Origin of the sequence: Pantoea sp. JV6, assembly GCF_025910055.1 — a bacterium.
In the GTDB taxonomy this organism is placed as follows: domain Bacteria; phylum Pseudomonadota; class Gammaproteobacteria; order Enterobacterales; family Enterobacteriaceae; genus Pantoea; species Pantoea agglomerans.
On sequence record NZ_JAPCIM010000027.1, the window covers coordinates 1 to 18,171 of the forward strand.

14 protein-coding genes and 1 pseudogene are annotated in these 18,171 nt (G+C 51.1%); 9 read left to right on the forward strand and 6 right to left on the reverse strand.

From position 1 onward, the window contains the following. From OK412_RS22600 to OK412_RS22615, 4 genes and pseudogenes are all read left to right on the forward strand, one after another. A pseudogene (locus tag OK412_RS22600) lies at window positions 1–1,582 on the forward strand (hypothetical protein); the annotation flags it as partial. A 394-nt stretch (window positions 1,583–1,976) separates the two neighbouring features. Further along, window positions 1,977–3,191: a TolC family protein gene (locus OK412_RS22605; protein WP_071778629.1), complete on the forward strand. Its 1,215-nt coding sequence runs from the start codon at window positions 1,977–1,979 to the stop codon at window positions 3,189–3,191. Window positions 3,192–3,279: 88 nt separating this feature from the next. Beyond that, window positions 3,280–5,556: a type I secretion system permease/ATPase gene (locus OK412_RS22610; RefSeq protein WP_158601662.1), complete on the forward strand. Its 2,277-nt coding sequence runs from the start codon at window positions 3,280–3,282 to the stop codon at window positions 5,554–5,556. A gap of 131 nt (window positions 5,557–5,687) precedes the next feature. Continuing rightward, entirely contained in the window at window positions 5,688–6,797 is a 1,110-nt protein-coding gene (locus OK412_RS22615; protein WP_187489100.1) for an HlyD family type I secretion periplasmic adaptor subunit, read from the forward strand. 62 nt (window positions 6,798–6,859) lie between these two features. Here the strand turns inward: OK412_RS22615 and OK412_RS22620 are convergent, their stop codons facing one another. Next, window positions 6,860–7,177 (reverse strand): NirD/YgiW/YdeI family stress tolerance protein, encoded by a 318-nt coding sequence (locus OK412_RS22620; protein ID WP_033760000.1) that lies wholly within the window; start codon window positions 7,175–7,177, stop codon window positions 6,860–6,862. Window positions 7,178–7,217: 40 nt separating this feature from the next. Beyond that, entirely contained in the window at window positions 7,218–10,139 is a 2,922-nt protein-coding gene (locus OK412_RS22625) for an autotransporter outer membrane beta-barrel domain-containing protein (RefSeq protein WP_264353623.1), read from the reverse strand. A gap of 658 nt (window positions 10,140–10,797) precedes the next feature. Here OK412_RS22625 and OK412_RS22630 point away from each other — a divergent pair. Continuing rightward, window positions 10,798–11,010 carry a DUF333 domain-containing protein gene (locus tag OK412_RS22630; protein WP_228312813.1) on the forward strand — a complete coding sequence of 71 codons (213 nt, stop codon included), beginning with the start codon at window positions 10,798–10,800 and terminating at the stop codon, window positions 11,008–11,010. Between the two features lie 537 nt (window positions 11,011–11,547). Here the strand turns inward: OK412_RS22630 and OK412_RS22635 are convergent. The 3 genes from OK412_RS22635 to OK412_RS22645 form a co-directional block, all read right to left on the reverse strand. Then, window positions 11,548–11,751, reverse strand: coding sequence for an Hha/YmoA family nucleoid-associated regulatory protein (locus OK412_RS22635; protein WP_010257166.1), 204 nt, complete (start codon window positions 11,749–11,751; stop codon window positions 11,548–11,550). 234 nt (window positions 11,752–11,985) lie between these two features. Then, complete coding sequence (locus OK412_RS22640) at window positions 11,986–12,429, reverse strand: PACE efflux transporter (protein ID WP_033744181.1); 444 nt, start codon at window positions 12,427–12,429, stop codon at window positions 11,986–11,988. A gap of 602 nt (window positions 12,430–13,031) precedes the next feature. Continuing rightward, window positions 13,032–14,042: a LacI family DNA-binding transcriptional regulator gene (locus tag OK412_RS22645; protein ID WP_264353624.1), complete on the reverse strand. Its 1,011-nt coding sequence runs from the start codon at window positions 14,040–14,042 to the stop codon at window positions 13,032–13,034. Between the two features lie 108 nt (window positions 14,043–14,150). Between OK412_RS22645 and OK412_RS22650 the strand changes: the two genes are divergently transcribed. The 4 genes from OK412_RS22650 (at window position 14,151) to OK412_RS22665 (ending at window position 17,163) form a co-directional block, all read left to right on the forward strand. Then, on the forward strand, window positions 14,151–15,164 hold the full coding sequence (locus OK412_RS22650; RefSeq protein ID WP_060678750.1) for a Gfo/Idh/MocA family oxidoreductase: 1,014 nt from the start codon (window positions 14,151–14,153) through the stop codon (window positions 15,162–15,164). A 143-nt stretch (window positions 15,165–15,307) separates the two neighbouring features. Beyond that, window positions 15,308–15,844, forward strand: a complete 537-nt coding sequence (locus OK412_RS22655; protein ID WP_010257155.1) for a tetratricopeptide repeat protein — start codon at window positions 15,308–15,310, stop codon at window positions 15,842–15,844. 87 nt (window positions 15,845–15,931) lie between these two features. Then, window positions 15,932–16,381: a sigma-70 family RNA polymerase sigma factor gene (locus tag OK412_RS22660; protein WP_022624293.1), complete on the forward strand. Its 450-nt coding sequence runs from the start codon at window positions 15,932–15,934 to the stop codon at window positions 16,379–16,381. Continuing rightward, entirely contained in the window at window positions 16,378–17,163 is a 786-nt protein-coding gene (locus OK412_RS22665) for an anti-sigma factor family protein (RefSeq protein WP_264353625.1), read from the forward strand. The genes OK412_RS22660 and OK412_RS22665 overlap by 4 nt, the downstream gene beginning before the upstream one ends. 26 nt (window positions 17,164–17,189) lie before the next feature. Here the strand turns inward: OK412_RS22665 and OK412_RS22670 are convergent, their stop codons facing one another. Then, a complete protein-coding gene (locus OK412_RS22670; RefSeq protein ID WP_264353657.1) occupies window positions 17,190–17,768 on the reverse strand; it encodes a YceI family protein in 579 nt (192 codons plus the stop codon). Between the last annotated feature and the right edge of the window lie 403 nt (window positions 17,769–18,171).

Here is an 18,171-nt window from a genome sequence, read left to right on the forward strand (position 1 = left end):
TCAGCCGGTCGGGGCGGAGTTCACGGTGAACACCACCACAGCGGGCGACCAGATCACGCCGCAGGTTACCGTGCTGTCAGATGGCACTTTCCAGGTGGTGTGGAGCACGGATTCCGGTGCGCATATCAAGGGTCAGGGCTATACCTACAGCTACGACGGTGCGGGTAACGTGAACGGCGTCGTGACTAATGGCGCAGAGTACAATGTGGACTCCAGCACCGCCGCCAGCAAAATGCGCGTTCCGGTGATCACTTCGCTGGAAGACGGCGGTTATCTGGTGGTTTGGGAAGCGAGCCTGAACGGCAACTGGACGGTTTATGGCCGTCAGTATGACGCAAACGGCACGCCGGTCACGGCGGAGACCGTGCTGGCAACCACGACCCTGAACGCAAATGCCATCATTCCTGAATGGGAGCCGTTGCCATCTGTTACAACGCTGGAAAATGGCCAGGTTGCGATTACTTATGCGATTAAAGCCACCGGATATGATGTTGGTGTGTCAGTTTATGATCCGTCAACGCATGCTGTTACAGGCAGCTTCGTAGCGAACCAGACCCTGACTAACAATCAGGCGTCATCCGCAGTCAGTGCGCTGCAAAACGGTAACTACGTGGTGACCTGGGACTCTAACGATACCAGCGGACCGGATCAGAATGGTTACAGCGTCTGGGGCCGCATCTACGCGGCAGACGGTACGGCGCTGACCAGCGAATTCCTGATCAACACCACGACGGCTGGCGATCAGCACATGGCGAGGGTGGTCAGTCAGGCTGACGGCAGCTTTATTGCCGTTTTCCTGTCAACAACCGACATCGCACCGGGTGCAGGTACCAGCGGTATCTACGCACAGTACTTTGATGCAGCGGGTAATAAAGTGGGCCAGCAGATCCAGATCAACCAGCTGACCTATGGTGAGCAGGTTGAAGTCGATGCGACCTTCCTGGCGGGCGGTCAGCTCTACGTGACCTGGACCGATCAGGGCGTGGGCGACGGCGATGGCTCAGCAATCAAAGGCCGCTTAGTTGATCTGAACGAGACACTGGGACTGACGTCTGAAACGGGATCGACGCATATTGAGTATCAACCTGCTCAGTACGATCTTAATGGCACTTCAGGTAATGATGTACTGGATGCACGCGGCGCGAATTCCGTCGATGCAAAAGAGGGCGATGATACTATCGTCATTAACAGTACTCATTTTAGCAGTGTGAAAGGAGGAGAGGGTCACGATACGCTGGTCTGGGATTCTAATAACGATTTAGAACTCGGAACGGTATCAGGAAAAATTAGTGGAATTGAAGCTATCCATCTGGGTAATAACACGGCGCAGACATTATTTATCAGCGCCAGCGATGTGCTCGAAATTACTAAAGATAATGGTAGTGAAGCGAACACATTACATATTACGGGAGATGTTGGAAGTTCAAACAATAGTAATGCAACTGATACCGTTAATATTGGAAAATCAGAATGGACGGCTTCAGCCGCACAAACTGAAAATGGCGTTAATTATGACGTCTATACCAATAATGATGACACCACTGTCAAGCTGTTAATCCAGCATGGCTTAAACGTTATCTGATAGAACTGGCGATGACTTCGGTCATCGCCAGCTTTTTTTCACATCAAACTCACCTGATGGGCCTGTTTAAGGCAGGCCCATCAGGTGAGCCTCAGATCTGATTGCATAGATGAAAAAAATAAATAAAGGCATGTGAGTAGCATGTAAAACCTAAATATTTATTTTTAGCAGAATTAACGTTGCCATATGACATGTCGGGCGGTTAAAACAGTTCCGGTCGCAGGATTGAATTAGCGACAGAGAAAATTAGCCATCCCACTTTATTTGTTATTTTGAGTTAACTATGAAAAAAACCTTGTTCACTACAAAATCCAGATGTTCGCTGCATGGTTTAATTGCGGGATTGCTATTTTTTAATCCCCTGTTAAATGCCCATGCAACGGACTTTATTGAAATGATTCGTATGACAGCCGACCATCCGTCGGTAAAGTCTGCTTTATCAAACAGCACCGGTGCTATGTATGATATCGATCAGGCAAAAGCCGCTGATGGTTTTCAGGTCAGCACGGGTATCAGCGCATCAGGATATTCAGGTCAACCCGGTTATGAGAATAACCCGGTCTCCCCGCATATCACTGTAAGTAAATTACTTTACGATCACGGACGTACTGATGCGAGCGTTGCCGGAAAGCAGGCTGCTTATTCCATGCAGCAGGCTCAGGTAAATGTCACGCGCGAAAATCTCAACGAGCAGGTGCTTTCTCTTTTTACCTCTGCAGCCACTAATGCCACAGTTGTCGCTGTACTGGATAAAGAAATTAACGCACTGCAGGATCTGCTTAATCGGGTAAAGAATATTGCCAGTATTGATAGCGGCAGAGCTTCTGAGATCAATCAGGTTGCGACTCGCCTCAATTCCGTGATTGCCAGTCGTGAAATGAGCTACACCACCTATATACAAGCGCAGCAGCAACTCAGCTCGCTGCTGAACCACGAGATTGTTATCACCAGAGGCCTGCCCGATCTGAAAAAAGCGGGTCTGTTGCCCGCGTCACTGGCACAGGCACAACAGGTACTGAAAGAAAATCCCAACTGGGCGGTCTCACGCGAGCGTAAAGAAGAAGCGAGAGCCGCAGTGGATCTGGCCTCTAAGTGGAACAGGCCGAAATGGAGTGTGCAACTGAGTATGGACAGTCCAAAGCGCAACGGTGAAATGGAACCGTTTAAAGCGGTGACGTTACAGGTGAGCAGCGATATCAATCTTTGGGATGGTGGGGCTGGCAGGGCAAATGCCAAAGCTGAAACTCAGCGACTCATTGCCGCAGAGGCGGATCAGGATGCAACACTCCGGACATTGAAACAGCAGCTGGATCAGCTGTGGGTCTCCTTACCGCTTCGTGAACGCCAGCTCAATGCATTACAGAGACAGTCAGAAACCGCGTTGAAAACCTGGAAAGCGGGGGAAGTACAGTTCTTCGCGGGGCAGCGTCCGTTAACGGATTTAATCTCGTTTGCTACCGACTATTACACCAGTCTCGCAAGTTATCAGGAGCAGCAGATGCAGTATCTGGCTGCGCAATGGAACATCGTTGCGGCACTGGGTAAAACCAGCCAACTGGTGCAGAAGGTTAACGCTTTACCAGCGAATACCATCGAAGCGGTGCACTAATCACGCTGACGTAAAAAACGAGTATTTCTGGCCGCTGTCATGCTTTGCCGCCAGACCAGAATGAATTAGTTGTCCAGGGGACGCCATTGTGACTGATATACAATTTGAGCCTGCTGGCTCTGAACTGAATGCTGAAAACAGAGTGTTATCCAGATCGCCATCAGATACGCAGGAGACTTTGCTGGTTGCACTGCAAAGCGCACTGCGCCTGTTTGACGTCCGGCTTACGCTAAATGCTTTACGTGTGGGTATGCCTGCATTTCCACCAGACGCTGATATCAGCGCCCAGAATGACTGGGCATTGCGCACGCTGCAGAGCCGCGGCATGAGTGCTGCCTGGCAGAAGATTGACCTGACGGATGTGAAAAGCTTTGTTCTCCCCGCCATCATGCGTCTGGAAACGGGCTACTGCGTGCTGACACAGTGTAGCGAAAAGAAGTGCGCCATTATCGATCCCGCACTGGGCAGCCAGCCTGTTGAGGTCGATTTCGCTCGCCTGGCTCAGCACTATAGCGGCGAGTTGTTGCTGCTGCGACCTAAGTCTTATCTTGATCATCGTGCCGATGACATTGTCCATGTCGGTAAAGGGCACTGGTTCTGGAATACTTTGTGGGGATTCAAACGTTATATCTTTGAAGCCGCCGCATTGTCAGTCGTTATTAACCTGCTCGTTCTGGCGATGTCCGTATTCACCATGACGGTTTATAACCGGGTACTGCCTAACCAGACCTACGTAACACTCTGGACGATGGCTATCGGCGTGAGTCTGGCGTTGCTGTTTGAACTGGCTGCACGGCTGGGTCGGGCCTGGATTACCGATCGCGCCGGTAAAAAGATCGATCTGGTGTTGGGCGCACAACTTTTTCGTCACGTGCTGAACGGCAAAATGTCGGGTCGAGCCCAATCCAGCGGTGCATTTGGCAATGTCATGCAAAGCTTTGACAGCGTCCGCGAGCTTACTACGTCAGCCGCTTTAACGACGGTTGCTGACTTACCCTTTGTTTTACTCTTCCTGGTTGTAATCCATCTGGTTGCCGGGCCACTGGTCTGGTGTGTGATCCTGATATTAGTGGTCATCGTGGCGATGGTGCTGCTGATGCAGATCCCTTTGAAACGCCACGCTGAAGAGTCAATGAAAATAGGCAGTAACCGTTACGGTCTGGTTATTGAATCACTGGATAATCTTGAAACCATTAAAGTTCTGCGTGCTGAAAACCTGGTCGCCTCTAAACACGATGTTGCCAGCGTAAAACTCTCTGCAGTGAATATGAAATCGCGGTTCCTTGCCACTATGGGCTCAAGCGTTATTCAGACGACCCAGCAGTTTGGCACCGTTATTCTGCTGGTCTGGGGTGCTTATCTGGTCGGTGATGGTGATATCTCAATGGGGGGCATCATTGCCACTATGACCCTGATGGGGCGCGCCATAATGCCCATAGCAACGCTTGCCGCACTGGGATTGCGTATTCAGCAGGCAAAAACCTCGCTGGCCATCCTCAATAAAGTGATGCAGGCCCCTGCTGAACGCGATAATGAGAAGGTTTATGTGCAGCTTCCCCAGGGCAGCCAGACCGGGATTGTCTGTCAGGGCGTTTCATTACGTTATAAAGACGATTTACCGGCCATCGTTGAGCAGCTTGATGTCCGGTTCTGTCAGGGCGAGCGGGTTGCCATACTGGGCAAAATGGGCAGCGGTAAATCTTCGCTGCTGCGCATGCTGGTTGGGCTATATCCACCCACAACAGGCACGATCACCATTGCTGGCGTAGATATTGGCCAGGTCGAGCCGGTGGAATTACGGACTCGTATCGCGCTGGTCAATCAGGAACCACGTTTTATGTATGGTTCGCTGCGTGACAACCTGGTGATGGGAGCACCCTATGCCAGCGACGAAGAACTGATGGCCGCTGCAAAAATGACCGGGGTGAGTGATATTGTCGCGGCCCATCCCATGGGCTTTGGTATGCCTGTCAGTGAGCGTGGTGAAAACTTTTCCGGCGGACAAAAGCAGGCGATAGCCCTGGCTCGCGCCATTCTGTCGAATCCGGATGTTCTGCTACTGGACGAACCTACATCGGGGATGGATATGGGGTCGGAACGCACTATCCTGCAGGCGCTCATCCCGGCAATGGAAGGCCGAACCGTGATTATCGTGACCCACCGTCCGGCAGTGCTGAAATACGTTGATCGGGTGATTGTGATGGATGAAGGCATCAAAGTAGCTGATGGGCCGCGTGAAGAGATTATCGGTTTATTAAACAGCGGGAAGATCCCGGCCGCATCGGTGCTGCGTAACGCAGCGAAACATGCTGGCGTTGAGATAAGCACAGAGCGTCAGCCACAATCTGGCGAGGTAACAGTATGAGCAGCCTGTCCCCTGATAAAAACGTTGATCAAAAGCGCCTGACCGAACATACAGCCAGTGACATGGTGAGGGCCGCCCGTCAGGATCGCTGGGAAGGCTGGCTATTTATTGCCTGGGGCAGCGTGGCGTTAATGGTGCTGGTAATCGTCTGGGCCGCCAATTTCAACATCGAAGAGGTGACAACCGGGTCAGCCAAAATTGTTCCCAGTTCCCGCGAACAGGTTTTGCAAAGCCTTGAGGGCGGTATTTTGCAGGAGTTAATGGTGCATGAAGGCGATACGGTTGAAAAAGGTCAGGTTGTGGCCAAAATCGATCCCACGCGCGCCGAAGCCTCCTTCCGCGAAAGCGCTAACCGCCTGCTGGCACTGAAAGCCCAGGCCGCGCGTCTTGAAGCAGAAGCGACCGGCAGCGAGCTTGTGTTCCCGCCAGAGGTCATGAAAGTACCTGAACTGGTTACCCGTGAAACCGATGCCTGGAAACTACGTAAAAGGGCGGTAAATGAGTCAATTGAAGGCTATCTGAAGTCAAAAACATTGCTGCAGAAAGAGCTTGAAATGGCGCGACAGCTCTCAGCCAGATCGCTGCTGTCAAAAACTGAGGTTCTGAAACTTGAGCGTCAGATGAATGATGCCGAATTGCAAATTACCGAGCGAAAAAACCGCTACCGTAACGAGGCTAACGATGAACTGTCCAAAGTCGATGTTGAGATGACAAGCCTGCAGGAAACTGCCCATGGCCGCCATGATACGCTTGAGCGTACTGAAGTTCGCACGCCAGTACGAGGCATTGTTAACAGTATTAAAATCAATACGCTTGGCGGTGTGATCCAGCCTGGTGCCGCAATAATGGAGGTGACACCATTGGATGACCAACTGCTGGTGGAAACCCGTATCCGGCCCTCTGATGTGGCTTTTCTGGCGCCCGGTCAGGAAGCTGTGGTAAAAATTTCTGCCTATGACTATTCGATTTATGGCGGCCTGACCGGACATGTTCAAAGTATCAGTTCGGGCGCGCTAAAAGATGAGGAAAGTAAGGCTGCCCGCAGGCCAGGCGTCGATGATACTTATTACCGGGTGATGGTATTAACGGAAAATAATACGCTGACGAAAAGCGGCAGTCAGGAACTACGGGTTATTCCCGGTATGACGGCCACCGTTGATATTCGTACGGGCGAGAAGAGCCTGCTGCAATATCTCTTGCGTCCTCTGTTGCGCGTACAGGAAGCGTTTCGCGAAAAGTAAAACCTGCCCTGAATGTAAAAAAGCCAGCGCTATAGCTGGCTTTTTTAAACAGAAGTCCGGAATTATTTCAGAATGAAGAGCCGATCAACATCGATTTCGCTATGCCCGTCATCGCGATCTACCTCACCCGTTATCCGTACCTTTTTACCAATAAGGAAGCCGTCGTCGTCTTCGTCATCCTCGTCGACATCAATACGGATACGACCCGTTGAGTCCTGTAACCAGTAGTGGTCATCGTCAGCCCGTCCACTAATCGTACCGGTAAGGGTAACATGACGTTCGTCTCGCATGTTTTTTGCTTCTGCGATGGTGGACTCCTGCCGTGCGAAAGCGGATCCTGAGCAGATCAAGGCCAGCAGCATCCATAATGTTTTTTTCATTAACACCTCCTGTTATACGAGCGCTTGCTGCACGTTGATTCTAAAAACTAAAACGGTAGCCAGCATTAACCTGACGTTGGTTAAAACGTTTTCCGTCTACCATATCGGCCTCCAGGAAGAGCGTATGGCTGCTGATTTGGGCACTCAGGCCGACGCCGTTATTCCAGCCATTTCCTTTAAAGGAAAGACGTTCATTTGATCCGTTCAGAGCATAAGCAGCATCCCCGGCATACTCGCGCATTACACCCGTTTTTACATAGGTGTTGAGTTTGTAATTGCTCTGATTGATTTCATACCCTGCCAGCACGCTTGCCCGGCTCATCAGTGATTTGTAGCTTGAAAGTGTGATATTGAGACCATTAGACGCACCTACGGAAGCACCATCCTGATGACCTGCTGTCAGCTGTAGTTGTGGTTCAAGATAAAAACCTGCCAGCCGATCAGAGAAGCTGAACTTTTTGCCCGCCTCAAGCGATCCGCTCAGACCTGAAGAGACACCGTTACCGGATACCTGGTTATTCTGTGTATCGTGAACATTGAACTGATTCCTTAGCCGGTTGACTTTCACAACGCCATCAACATAGAAACCGGCATCATTTACCCAGGTGGTGTAGAAGCCATAATGCTCAGAACGGATGTTGCCGTTACCATTTTGGTAATGAGGCGATCCTTCAGTTACCCCCATGAACAGGCCCAGATAGATCGGAATTTCATCGGACAAACGTTTATCGACCCCAAACTGATAACCGGTGTAGTTCAGGCTGAAACGGCTCAGCTTGCCATTATCAAAGCCGCTGAACCGTCCATCTATAGCGCGCAGCCAGACATTCCCGGCTGTCTTACCCTGACGAACATCACCCATACGCTGCATCAGCGTCTGCATTTCGGCATAGTTCATCAGATAGCCAGTGTTGAGGAAGTTAGCCCCTGCGTTGGCCGTGCTGGTAATGGGGGACGTTGCGTTGTCTTGCCCGGCAGGCGCCGTGCCACCGTTATCGGCTGGAGTCGCGGCAGGCTCATTGGCAGGAGTCGCGGCAGGCTCATTAGCAGGAGTAGCAGCAGGCTCATTAGCAGGAGTCGCGGCAGGCTCATCCGCAGGGATAACGGCCGGATCATCTGCTTCAGGGGTTTCTGGTGCTTTAGGTGAGGAGAGTACCCAGTTGTTGCCTTGCTTATTGACCGAGTAAACATAGCCACCAAGTTCCACGTCGGCGTTACCTTTAAAGGTGGCGATGCCATCAGTCGTTTCAACCACAGTCAGTACTTCGTTGCCAGTGGTGACGGCACTGCCGCGGTTCTGTATGGTCAGACCGTAATCACCGGAACTACTCTCTGTCACCACAACTTTATCGCCAATGTTATTCACGCCAGCACCATCGCCTGCCAGATTGGTGCGCAAGGCGAAGTCGCCGCTGCCGCTGAGGTTGGCGATAGTCAATGTTGAATAGGTTGCGTCATCCGAGGCTGCAGAGAGGTCAACCAGCGAGTTACTCAATGTCAGATTATCGACATTGGATGTTCGCGATACATTCCAGGTGCTGTCGGTCAGATTAACGTTCAGATGGCCATTATTGACGTTATCGCTGCTGGTGCTGCCAGACCAGAGTGAACCCGATGTCAGATTGAGGTCGATGAGACCGGCCCGGGATAAAACGCTACCAACGATCTGCGCTTTTCCGTCGGTGGTGATGACACCTGCTGCATAACCATCATCATATTGCGTAGCCATGGCTATCCCATCCGGGGAGCTCATATCAATGGTCAAATCACCCGTAAGATTCGCTTTACCACCAGCCATGGCGTAGACACCTGTAGCATTCTCCGGGCCGGTAATGGTCACTGCATCACCGTTAACTGTGCCACCGCTTGTGGACCAAATACCCAGGGTCATGGTATCCACATTTTTCATCATAATATCGGTGTTCTGCAGATTAATGGTTGCGCCGGTTGACTGTGCGGATACGCCATAAAAACCTGCTGAATAGACCGTATTGCGTTCTTCTTCACTGCCAATGAAGTTAACGATGGCATTGTCGCCCATAGCCACAATGCCGCCAGTCTGATCAGAGGAGATCACGCTACCAGCACCAATGTTTGAGAGGCTGTTGTCACGGCCTGACAGACCTGCAGAGGTCTCACCCGCAGTACTGATTGTCAGATGATCGGCCTTCAGCTCACCCCAGCTCCAGATGCCAGCAGAAAGATCCCCAGTGGTAATAATGGTCGAGTTGCTGCCCAGATCAACCGAACCATTATCCTGGATATTAATACCCTGCGAATTATTGCCAAGGGTGTTGATCGTCAATGCATTTGCTTTCAACGTGGCCACGCCATTAATCGACTCACCGGTCAGGTTATCAACCTGAACGGCATTACTGTTAAGACCATTCGTCTGTAAATTACTGTCGTCGCCCAGACTGGCGTGACTTCCGTAACCACTGACGCGCAGAGCCGTTCCGCCAGTGCCCTGGGTGCTTATTTGCAGGTTATTTGCCTGCAGCGAGGAACTATTGCTGACAACGACGCCCTCGGCGAAAGAATCACCTGATGCTACCGTGGTGACCGAGGAACCTGATCCTAAACTGGCGGTTACATTTTTTCCGCCGAACTCAATGCCGACCGCTGTTTTACCGGAAACGTTGAGGGTTAACTTATCTGCAGTAAATTCACTGTTTGCCGCTTCAATAAAAATCCCTTTTGCATAACGTTCAGCATCTGTCACGCGAACTGTGCTGCCGCTGCCGATGGTAACCGTTGCGGCGGTAGCGCCATTAACCAGGATGCCATAATAACCGTCGCCAGATGACTGGTCGGCAATCAGCGTGGTGCCATCAGTTAAGATGATCTCATTGCCTGTCTGGCTTCCGATGACTGCAGCATAGCTAATCAGAGGCACAACCCCCATCCCACTTGCCAGCATTAATGCTTTTGCGATTTTATTTCGCGGGAATTTATTATTCATCTCAGTCACTCTTCCTTAAGAATTTATTGATAGTCTGATCGTTAAATGGCACCTGAATCGTGAGTTGTTATTCAGGTGTTAAGCAGCAGCGATATTTAAGCGATACCAATAAGTTGTAGGTTTTATTGATCCCATTAATGGCAGTGCGCATACAAATGTTGCGGGATTATGCAGCGGGAAAAGGATTTATGTAAAGGCATCGCAAGTGTGCCTGTTTTAAGTAAACGTTAAAGGCGATGCCGTATCCGCGATGAATTTCCATTAAAAATTAAGATAATGCATCGATTGTAATAATGGGGTTTTTGTTAATTATCTTCACATGCATTCTAATTTTGGCTTTATTCATTTTTTAATCACTGCATTAAAGGTCTATCTGCTTATGTGTCGCGTGAGGTTGTTAAGCGCGGGTTTAGTGGCAGCACGCTATAATTATGTATCGCTACCAGCAGTGGTGAGTGCAGAGTGGACGGCAGAATGGAAACATGATGATTGTCACCCCTGAGGTTAACATGTGGCAGGAGAAAGGAGGATTCCTGATAAAGTCGTTGTTGTGCTATCAGACTTAATCACACCACTGGAGGGTAAATGCTTAATTCACAAAAATAAGGTTAAGAGAGGTTTTATGACCGTCACAAACAGGTTAGCAGGAGTTTCACTGATGTTACTGGCTTCACTACTTATCGCCTGCACACCGAACAGCAAGGAACCGCAGCGTTTAACAATGCGTAATCCAGCCAGTGAATATTGCGTTAATCGCGGTGGTCAGCAGGTCCAGGAAAAATCTTCGGCAGGTATAACAACCTATTGCCTGCTACCCTCTGGAGAAAGGATTGAGCAGTGGGCTCTGTATCATCGTGACCATCTGAAATGAATTCCCGTTTTGTTCGCCTGCATGCTCCCTGTTCGGGCGAACAACATTTAAATTTAATGGTATTGCATCATCTGAATGTGCTTAATACACCCTTGCTTAACGACTGAGCAGCCTTTTTTATCACCCTGACACGATTTGCCGTTCCGTGATCGGTGCTGGTGGAGCATGAGCTAAATTGGCAGCATATCGCCTGAACAGATAATCATTATCGTAGTCGTGTGAGTCCGGAAGGCATTATTTGTACGAGCTTTTCTGAATACAACAGATGAAGCCAGTTTTGGCGTCATATTTAAAACGGTTTACAGTGGTCTGGCAGGTTTGTCTTACTATTTCTTACAGCGCTTTATGTCGTGCGTTTGTTGAGAATGACAGAGCATCACAGCACTAAAGGTGATGCTCTGATTTATCTGTTCACCGATTCTGCCCGACGGAGATCAAAATGCATCGCGCCAGGATTATCAGGAATTGATGATCTGCAGGGTGATCAGCCCTCAGCAGATAATGGGTTATGAGTGATCATGCCCTCCTTTTTACGCCTCAGCACACCAGTCTCCATACTTCTGAAGGAACTTCACTGTAGGTTTCATTCATTATTAGTTCGGCTTTACGATGATCGTAAGCGCCTTCAAATGAAGAGAGGTCGTCACCAGGCAGTTTTTTCCGCATATAGCTTGTTACGATATCCAGAATATCGGTTGACGGGCAGTTCCTTAACTTATTCAGATAGTAGACTTTGTCCATAATATTCTTGCTGCTTTAACCTGTGAAATGAGCTTATACGCAGTCTGAACTTAATTTATGCAGACGCGCCGTTATATCAATGCTGCCAGGCGAGAGTAAGCTTCTCCTGACAACAGATATACTTGTTTCCTTACGCATCGGATACATTCGGGCGCGATCACTCGCACGCGAAGTTCCATTAGCCGGCTAAGCGAAAGGTTAATTTCTGAAAGTAAATTTTAATGGCATGATACATTAATTTAATATCTTCATTGATTTTGCTGATCTTCCCCAATCCCATAACAAATTGAACAGAAAAGCATAGGTCAGAAAAAATAGCACCAGTCCGGATTCAAGTCTCAATGCTGAGAATAGCGTAATATCCAGCCACCATGCTGCAAAGGGGATTAACACTAATAACAGACCCGCCTCAAACAGAACGGCATGGAGGCATCTCACTCGCAAGTTCTTTTTAAATCCTGTTTTTAGCTGAACACTGTCAAACATCAGGTTGAAAAGGTAGTTCCATCCCATAGCCAGAGTTGATGAAACCAATGTAAGCAACAACGACTGCGATGGTGCTGCGGAGGTAAAAATAATCAGGATAAAGAAAACCAGCACATTAGCGACAACTTCGAATACCACCGCGTGCAGCACTCTCTCAGTTCTGGTACGCACCGGATATAAACACTTTTCCAAATCATACGCTCATTAATTAGTCAGGCACCGAACTGGCGCAGGAAAAATTCAGGGTGGCCGTAATATCAGTGAAACGGTTCTTCATACTGCCCTGTTTTAAACCGACGAGAACTTAGCATCAACCTGGCAGAAAGTGAAACCCAATAGGAATATGACGATAAAAACCCATTAAGTTTTGATATTGATCAACTCTGCAAAGTACGCTTTTAATGGCTAACCGTTCAGGACTGCGAGTGTTATTCCTGCTCTGTTTCCGCACCTCTGTCGCACATTAATTCACCCGTTTCACTTCGCTGTTTGTTCAGTCGGATACGATATTAACGTCATTACTCTGCATCTGAATATTAAAACCATAAAAAATGCATATATAGATTTATATTTTAATATTTAGATAATAGTTAGATTTTTTATCTGACATAAAGGGGCGGTTTCAGCTTGTCACTGCGATCAGATTATCTGTGGCAGGCTGTTTTTTATGCACTTTTGAGCCAGTGAGCCACTTTCCCGGGCACTGTCTCGCGCGGGAAATAGTGCTGAATGCAATGATCGACGGCAGGTAAAGCATATTTCTTTACCGGTGGATATGACACAACGGGCAATCTTTACAGACAGTTTTCTGCCGTATAAATGATGAAATTCACTTTTCCGTTAATGTAGATATCGGGTCTCTCTCCCTGCTCCAGATAATTCAGCATCAGCTGCAGCGCGAGCTGGGCATGCTGCCCGGTGTTTTGATCCAGTGTCAGCGCAACGCTCTGCTGCGCCATCAGCGTGCGGGTGGTGGCGTAAAGCTCATGAGTGATCCAGATGCACTGATTCAGCCGACGATGTCGTGCCAGCGCCTGCCCGATCTCGGTATTCCCCAGCCCGGTGTTATAAATGCCCTGGAGATGACCGCTCTGAACCAGCTGCTTCTCCAGCAACTTACTGAGGGTGTCGCGATTTTCCTGGGCGGCCAGAACTTCACGTAACTGAAGATGGGGAAACCGACTGGTTATCAGGTCACGGAACCCTTCAATACGCTGACGATGTGCGCTGTAATCCCGGTGCCCACTGACCATCAACACCTCACCGGGTTGATGCAGCATTTTGCCCATCAGCTGAGCGGCTGTACGCCCTGCCTGCAGCTGATTGATCCCCACATGACAGAGCCGGGCGGCACCGGGTAAATCGGTGACCAGCGAGATCACCGGTACGCCACGCGCCTGGCAATGGTCCAGCGCCTCATAGATCGCCGGATGTTCATGGGCAAAAACGATCAGACCATCCCGCGTTTCACCGCCCTGCCTGATTAGCTTTGCCAGTCGTTCTGGCTGAGCCTCGGGGACAAAAGTGCGGCGCAGCGTTAACCGGCGATAGCCCAGATGCGAGGCGACCTCGGTAAAATCCTGTGCCAGCTGCTTAAAGAAAAACGAATCGTTGCTGCTCAGCAGCAGTTCTATCTGCCACGGATGACGATGCTCCTCCGGCAGGATCCGCTTCAGCCCGACTTCACGTGCTGCCTGCAGCACCCTGTGAACCGTCTCCGGCGCGACGCCGCCACGTTCATTGAGCACCCGATCCACGGTTGCCAGTCCCACACCTGCCCGTCGGGCGACCTCTTTCAGCGACATGCCGCTCTCCTGTGAGGTAAACACCTCAAAACACCGTGCCGCCAGTGTAAAACGCAGCGTTATCCTGCAGATGCATCTTTCTGCCGAACTATGATGGAGTTCAAAAAAATGAATAAAAAGCAACGTGTTGCCCTGCTGGGGTGTGGCTTTATTGGTGAAGTTCATGCCGCGAATCTTCAGGCGCACCCCGGAGTTGAGTTGGTATGGGTCGCGGATGCAGAACCCACTCGCGCCGCTGCCTTTGCGACCCGCTTTGGTGCCCGGGCCGCGTCTGTCACTGAGGCGATAAATGATGAGCAGATTGATATGGTGCTGATCGCCAGCGCGACGCCGACACATGCTGACTTACTGGAAGCAGCAGCCCGCGCCGGTAAAGCTATTTACTGTGAAAAACCGGTCGATCTCTCTCTTGAGCGGGCCCGCTCTGCCGTGGCTAATGTTCTTCCTTACAACGTGCCGGTTACAGTAGGGTTTAATCGCCGTTTTGATGTCAGCCATCAGCAGCTGAAGCAACAACTCCGCCAGGGGCGGATCGGCCCGGCGGAACTGATTCAGATGGTCTGCCGCTCCTCAGCCATGCCGCCGCTGGCCTATCTTCAGGCGTCCGGGGGACAGATGCGCGATCAGGCTATCCACTTTTTTGACCTGCTGCGCTGGCTGACTGAAGAGGAGGTGACAGAGGTGGCAGCGATGGGTGCAGCGCTGGCTCTGCCCTCGATCAGCGAATTTGACGACGTGGACACCAGCACGCTGCTATTGCGGCTGCAGGGCGGGGCGCTGGCACAGCTCGATAATGTCCGCCGCACCGGCTATGGCTACGATGAACGCATCAGTGTGATGGGACCGCACGGGATGCTGGAATCAGCCTCTCAGCCACAGCGCGGCGTCAGCTGCTATCAGGGTGCGCAGATTCAGCAGCCAGGCTTGTTGCCCGACTGGTTCAGCCGGGTGCAGCCAACTTATTATGCTCATCTGGATGCATTTATCCGATCGCTGAACGGTGAGCAGGTTGACGATCTTCCTGGCCTTGAGGATGGACTGAAAGCCCAGGCGATTGCGGAAGCTGCGGTGATCTCCCTGGCGGAACGGCGTTTCTGTGCGGTGGAAAAACTACCGTTCTGATTCAGCGTGGCACCCTGGCAAAAAATAATTTTATTTTTATCGAATAGAAACCGGCGCTGAGCTGTTTACCGTACAGCGCCGCGCTAGCGGACTGCATCCGGCGGGCTTTATCGCCTGTCTCACAGACCCGATAAGGATAAATTATGACAACGCGTTCTGGTTTTTCTCTGCTTGCCGTTCCGGCACTGCTGCTGATGCTGCACTCTCCGCTGAGTATGGCGATGGGCGACAATGACAGTGATAAAAAGACGCCTGACTGCCCCAAAGGTCAGGTCTATGATAGTCACACTAAAAGTTGTGTGCCTGAGAAGACCAGCAAGCTGAGTGACGACGATAAAACCCGCTATGCCTGGCATCTGGCGAAAAAGGGCGAATATCAGGCGGCGCTGAACCTGCTGGATACGCTGAAAAATCAGGATACCCGTGAAGCCTGGAACTATCGTGGTTACGCCACCCGTAAACTGGGCCGCACGGACGAGGGCATTGGCTATTATCAGCGCGCCATTGCACTGGATCCCCGTTACGCTAAAGTGCGTGAATATCTGGGCGAAGCCTGGATGATCAAAGGGCGTCCGGATCTGGCGCGTGAACAGTTAAAAACCATTGCCGGGATTTGTGGCACAGACTGCGAGGAGTACCGCGATCTGCAGGCCGCAATCAATGGCCACCCCGAGGTCTGATGCGGCAGGGAGGAGCGAAAAATCACTCACAGTGACATCCGTCAGCACCTTGCGGAACATCTGACGCGGCTCTGGCGTTACGGCTATGTGCTGTCACACAACCGTGACATGGCAGAAGAGCTGGTGCAGTCAACCTGCGTACGCGCGCTGGAACGCAGCGCGCAGTTCACGCCGGGCACACGCATTGATCGATGGCTTTTTTCGATCCTTCACTCCATCTGGGCCAGTGATTTACGGGCGCGAAAGGTCCGGCAGGGACAGGGATTCGTGGATCCCGATGCGCTGCTGGCCGCAGATAACCACACCACCAGCGACGACAACCGCCATTTCCAGCGCATTATGCTACAGGTTAACGCCTTACCCGAGGCGCAGCGTAATGCACTGTTTCTGGTGTATGTCGAAGGTCTGACCTATCAGGAGGCGGCAGAGACGCTCTCGGTTCCCATTGGCACTATTATGAGCCGTCTGGCCGCCGCACGTGCCACGCTGGCCAGACAGCCGGCGACCTCGCCCGCACCGCAGGAGAAACGGAGATGAACAGGGAAACTTTTACGCCACCGTGGCGCGATGAGGCAATCGTTGCCTGGCTGGATGGTGAGATGACGCCACAGGAAGCCGTGCAGTTTGAGCAGGCGATGGCAGGGGATCCCGAACTGGCGGCACGGGTTGAGCATTTACAGCACAGTAATCTCGATTTTGAACAGGCTTTTGCGCCGCTGCTGGAACAGGCACCGCAGGCCAGAATGGCACAGCAACTGGCAGCCATCACGGCACCAGAGTCAATGGCAGCCAAAGGCTACAGCCGTCGGGCACTGATTGCTGCGTCTGTCAGCTTTTTGCTGGTGGGCAGCGGCATCGGTTTCCTGGCAAGACCGGAAGATGATGAGAAAGATGAAAGCCAGAATATCCGCGATCTGGAGGCGCGTTATATGTCGCTCTACAGTGCTGAAACGCTGGCCGATACGCCTGATGACGCCGCCATGCTGCAGAAGGGGCTGGACCGTACCCGACTCGATTTAGGATTGCAGCTGCATCCACAGCAACTCAGCCTGCCAGGAGCTGAACTAAAAATGGTGCGGATCCTGCGCTACGAACGGACGTCGATTGCACAAATCGCCTGGCTGCATGCTGATTATGGCCCGATGGCGCTCTGTATCTCGCCTGAGCCGGACAGCGCGAATCCCATCGCCCATGAAAAGCGCCATGGCATGCAGCTGGCCTGGTGGAAGCGTGACGGCTATCAATATGTGCTGATTGGCCGCAACCCACCGGCTCAACTGGCTGCCACAGCGGAAACATTGCAGACAGCATTCAGTTAATCCGGCGGACCCTTCAGCGGTTACCGCTATAGCGGCTTTCTGCCCTGCGCGGCAATGGCCAGCGCAATGTTGACGCGATCATCAACCACCCCGACCAGCCGATCCATTCCGAAGGCTGAGCGGGAGATGGCGGTGGTGGCATGCAGCGCCAGCGAGCCTGAAGCCGGATCAATTGTCTTTCCGCTGTCCAGCGAGGCCAGCATCACGACTGGCCGGCTGACATTTTTAACCGTCAGCACACCAAAAATACGATAATTGCCGCCACCCAGTGAGGCCACGCGACTACTGACAAAGTGAATGTTTGGGTAACGCTCTGCATCAAAAAACAGATTACTTTTCAGTTGCCAGGTTAACAGGCTGTTCGAGGCCACCAGCGTCCCTACCGGAATAGTCACTTCAATACGATCGTCACGGTCTTCATCAGGATTGAGTGTCACCGTGCCGCTCACACCCTGCAGTCTGGCCTGCGAAAATTGGTGACCAAAGGCGCGCCATGAAAGGCCTATCGACGTTTTATCGGGGGTAATGGCATAGGTTACCGGCGCGGCGTAAAGCACCGGGCTGAGCAGGGCTAACAGAGTGCATAAACAGGCGGCACGCATCATCACTATTTTCTCTTTTTTAGGCAGACCCAACGTTAACGCCTGAAACCGCGATCCTATTCACTTTTTTAGCACTGTTTTTACCTTACAGGCACAGATAATCTGACAGATATTAACTGACTGTCACCTGAGAATCACCAAAGTGTAATGATTATTGTAAGGGCAGAACATTAATAACGAAAAATATTAAGAATACATTAAGACAGCTTTATTAATCTGTGATTCTCCTGATATGAGCGGAGCGCTATTTTTTTCCGATGTGATACTGTGAGTAGCAGACTGAATTTAGCCAAGCAATATCAGCGTGTTAATTTTTCTCTCCAGAAGTGACTTCATCCGGATGAGCTGAATCCTGCTCTGGTGACTGGCAGAGCCTGCTGTTTTTAAACAAAATATCAATAAATCA

Excerpts from the sequence above, each read along its gene's own strand:
- OK412_RS22650 (WP_060678750.1), top strand. The coding sequence starts at position 14,151 with ATGAATAAAAAGCAACGTGTTGCCCTGCTGGGGTGTGGCTTTATTGGT.
- OK412_RS22625 (WP_264353623.1), bottom strand. The coding sequence starts at position 10,139 with ATGAATAATAAATTCCCGCGAAATAAAATCGCAAAAGCATTAATGCTG.
- OK412_RS22655 (WP_010257155.1), top strand. The coding sequence starts at position 15,308 with ATGACAACGCGTTCTGGTTTTTCTCTGCTTGCCGTTCCGGCACTGCTG.
- OK412_RS22605 (WP_071778629.1), top strand. The coding sequence starts at position 1,977 with ATGATTCGTATGACAGCCGACCATCCGTCGGTAAAGTCTGCTTTATCA.
- OK412_RS22665 (WP_264353625.1), top strand. The coding sequence starts at position 16,378 with ATGAACAGGGAAACTTTTACGCCACCGTGGCGCGATGAGGCAATCGTT.
- OK412_RS22620 (WP_033760000.1), bottom strand. The coding sequence starts at position 7,177 with ATGAAAAAAACATTATGGATGCTGCTGGCCTTGATCTGCTCAGGATCC.
- OK412_RS22635 (WP_010257166.1), bottom strand. The coding sequence starts at position 11,751 with ATGGACAAAGTCTACTATCTGAATAAGTTAAGGAACTGCCCGTCAACC.
- OK412_RS22645 (WP_264353624.1), bottom strand. The coding sequence starts at position 14,042 with ATGTCGCTGAAAGAGGTCGCCCGACGGGCAGGTGTGGGACTGGCAACC.
- OK412_RS22630 (WP_228312813.1), top strand. The coding sequence starts at position 10,798 with ATGTTACTGGCTTCACTACTTATCGCCTGCACACCGAACAGCAAGGAA.
- OK412_RS22615 (WP_187489100.1), top strand. The coding sequence starts at position 5,688 with ATGGTGCTGGTAATCGTCTGGGCCGCCAATTTCAACATCGAAGAGGTG.
- OK412_RS22670 (WP_264353657.1), bottom strand. The coding sequence starts at position 17,768 with ATGATGCGTGCCGCCTGTTTATGCACTCTGTTAGCCCTGCTCAGCCCG.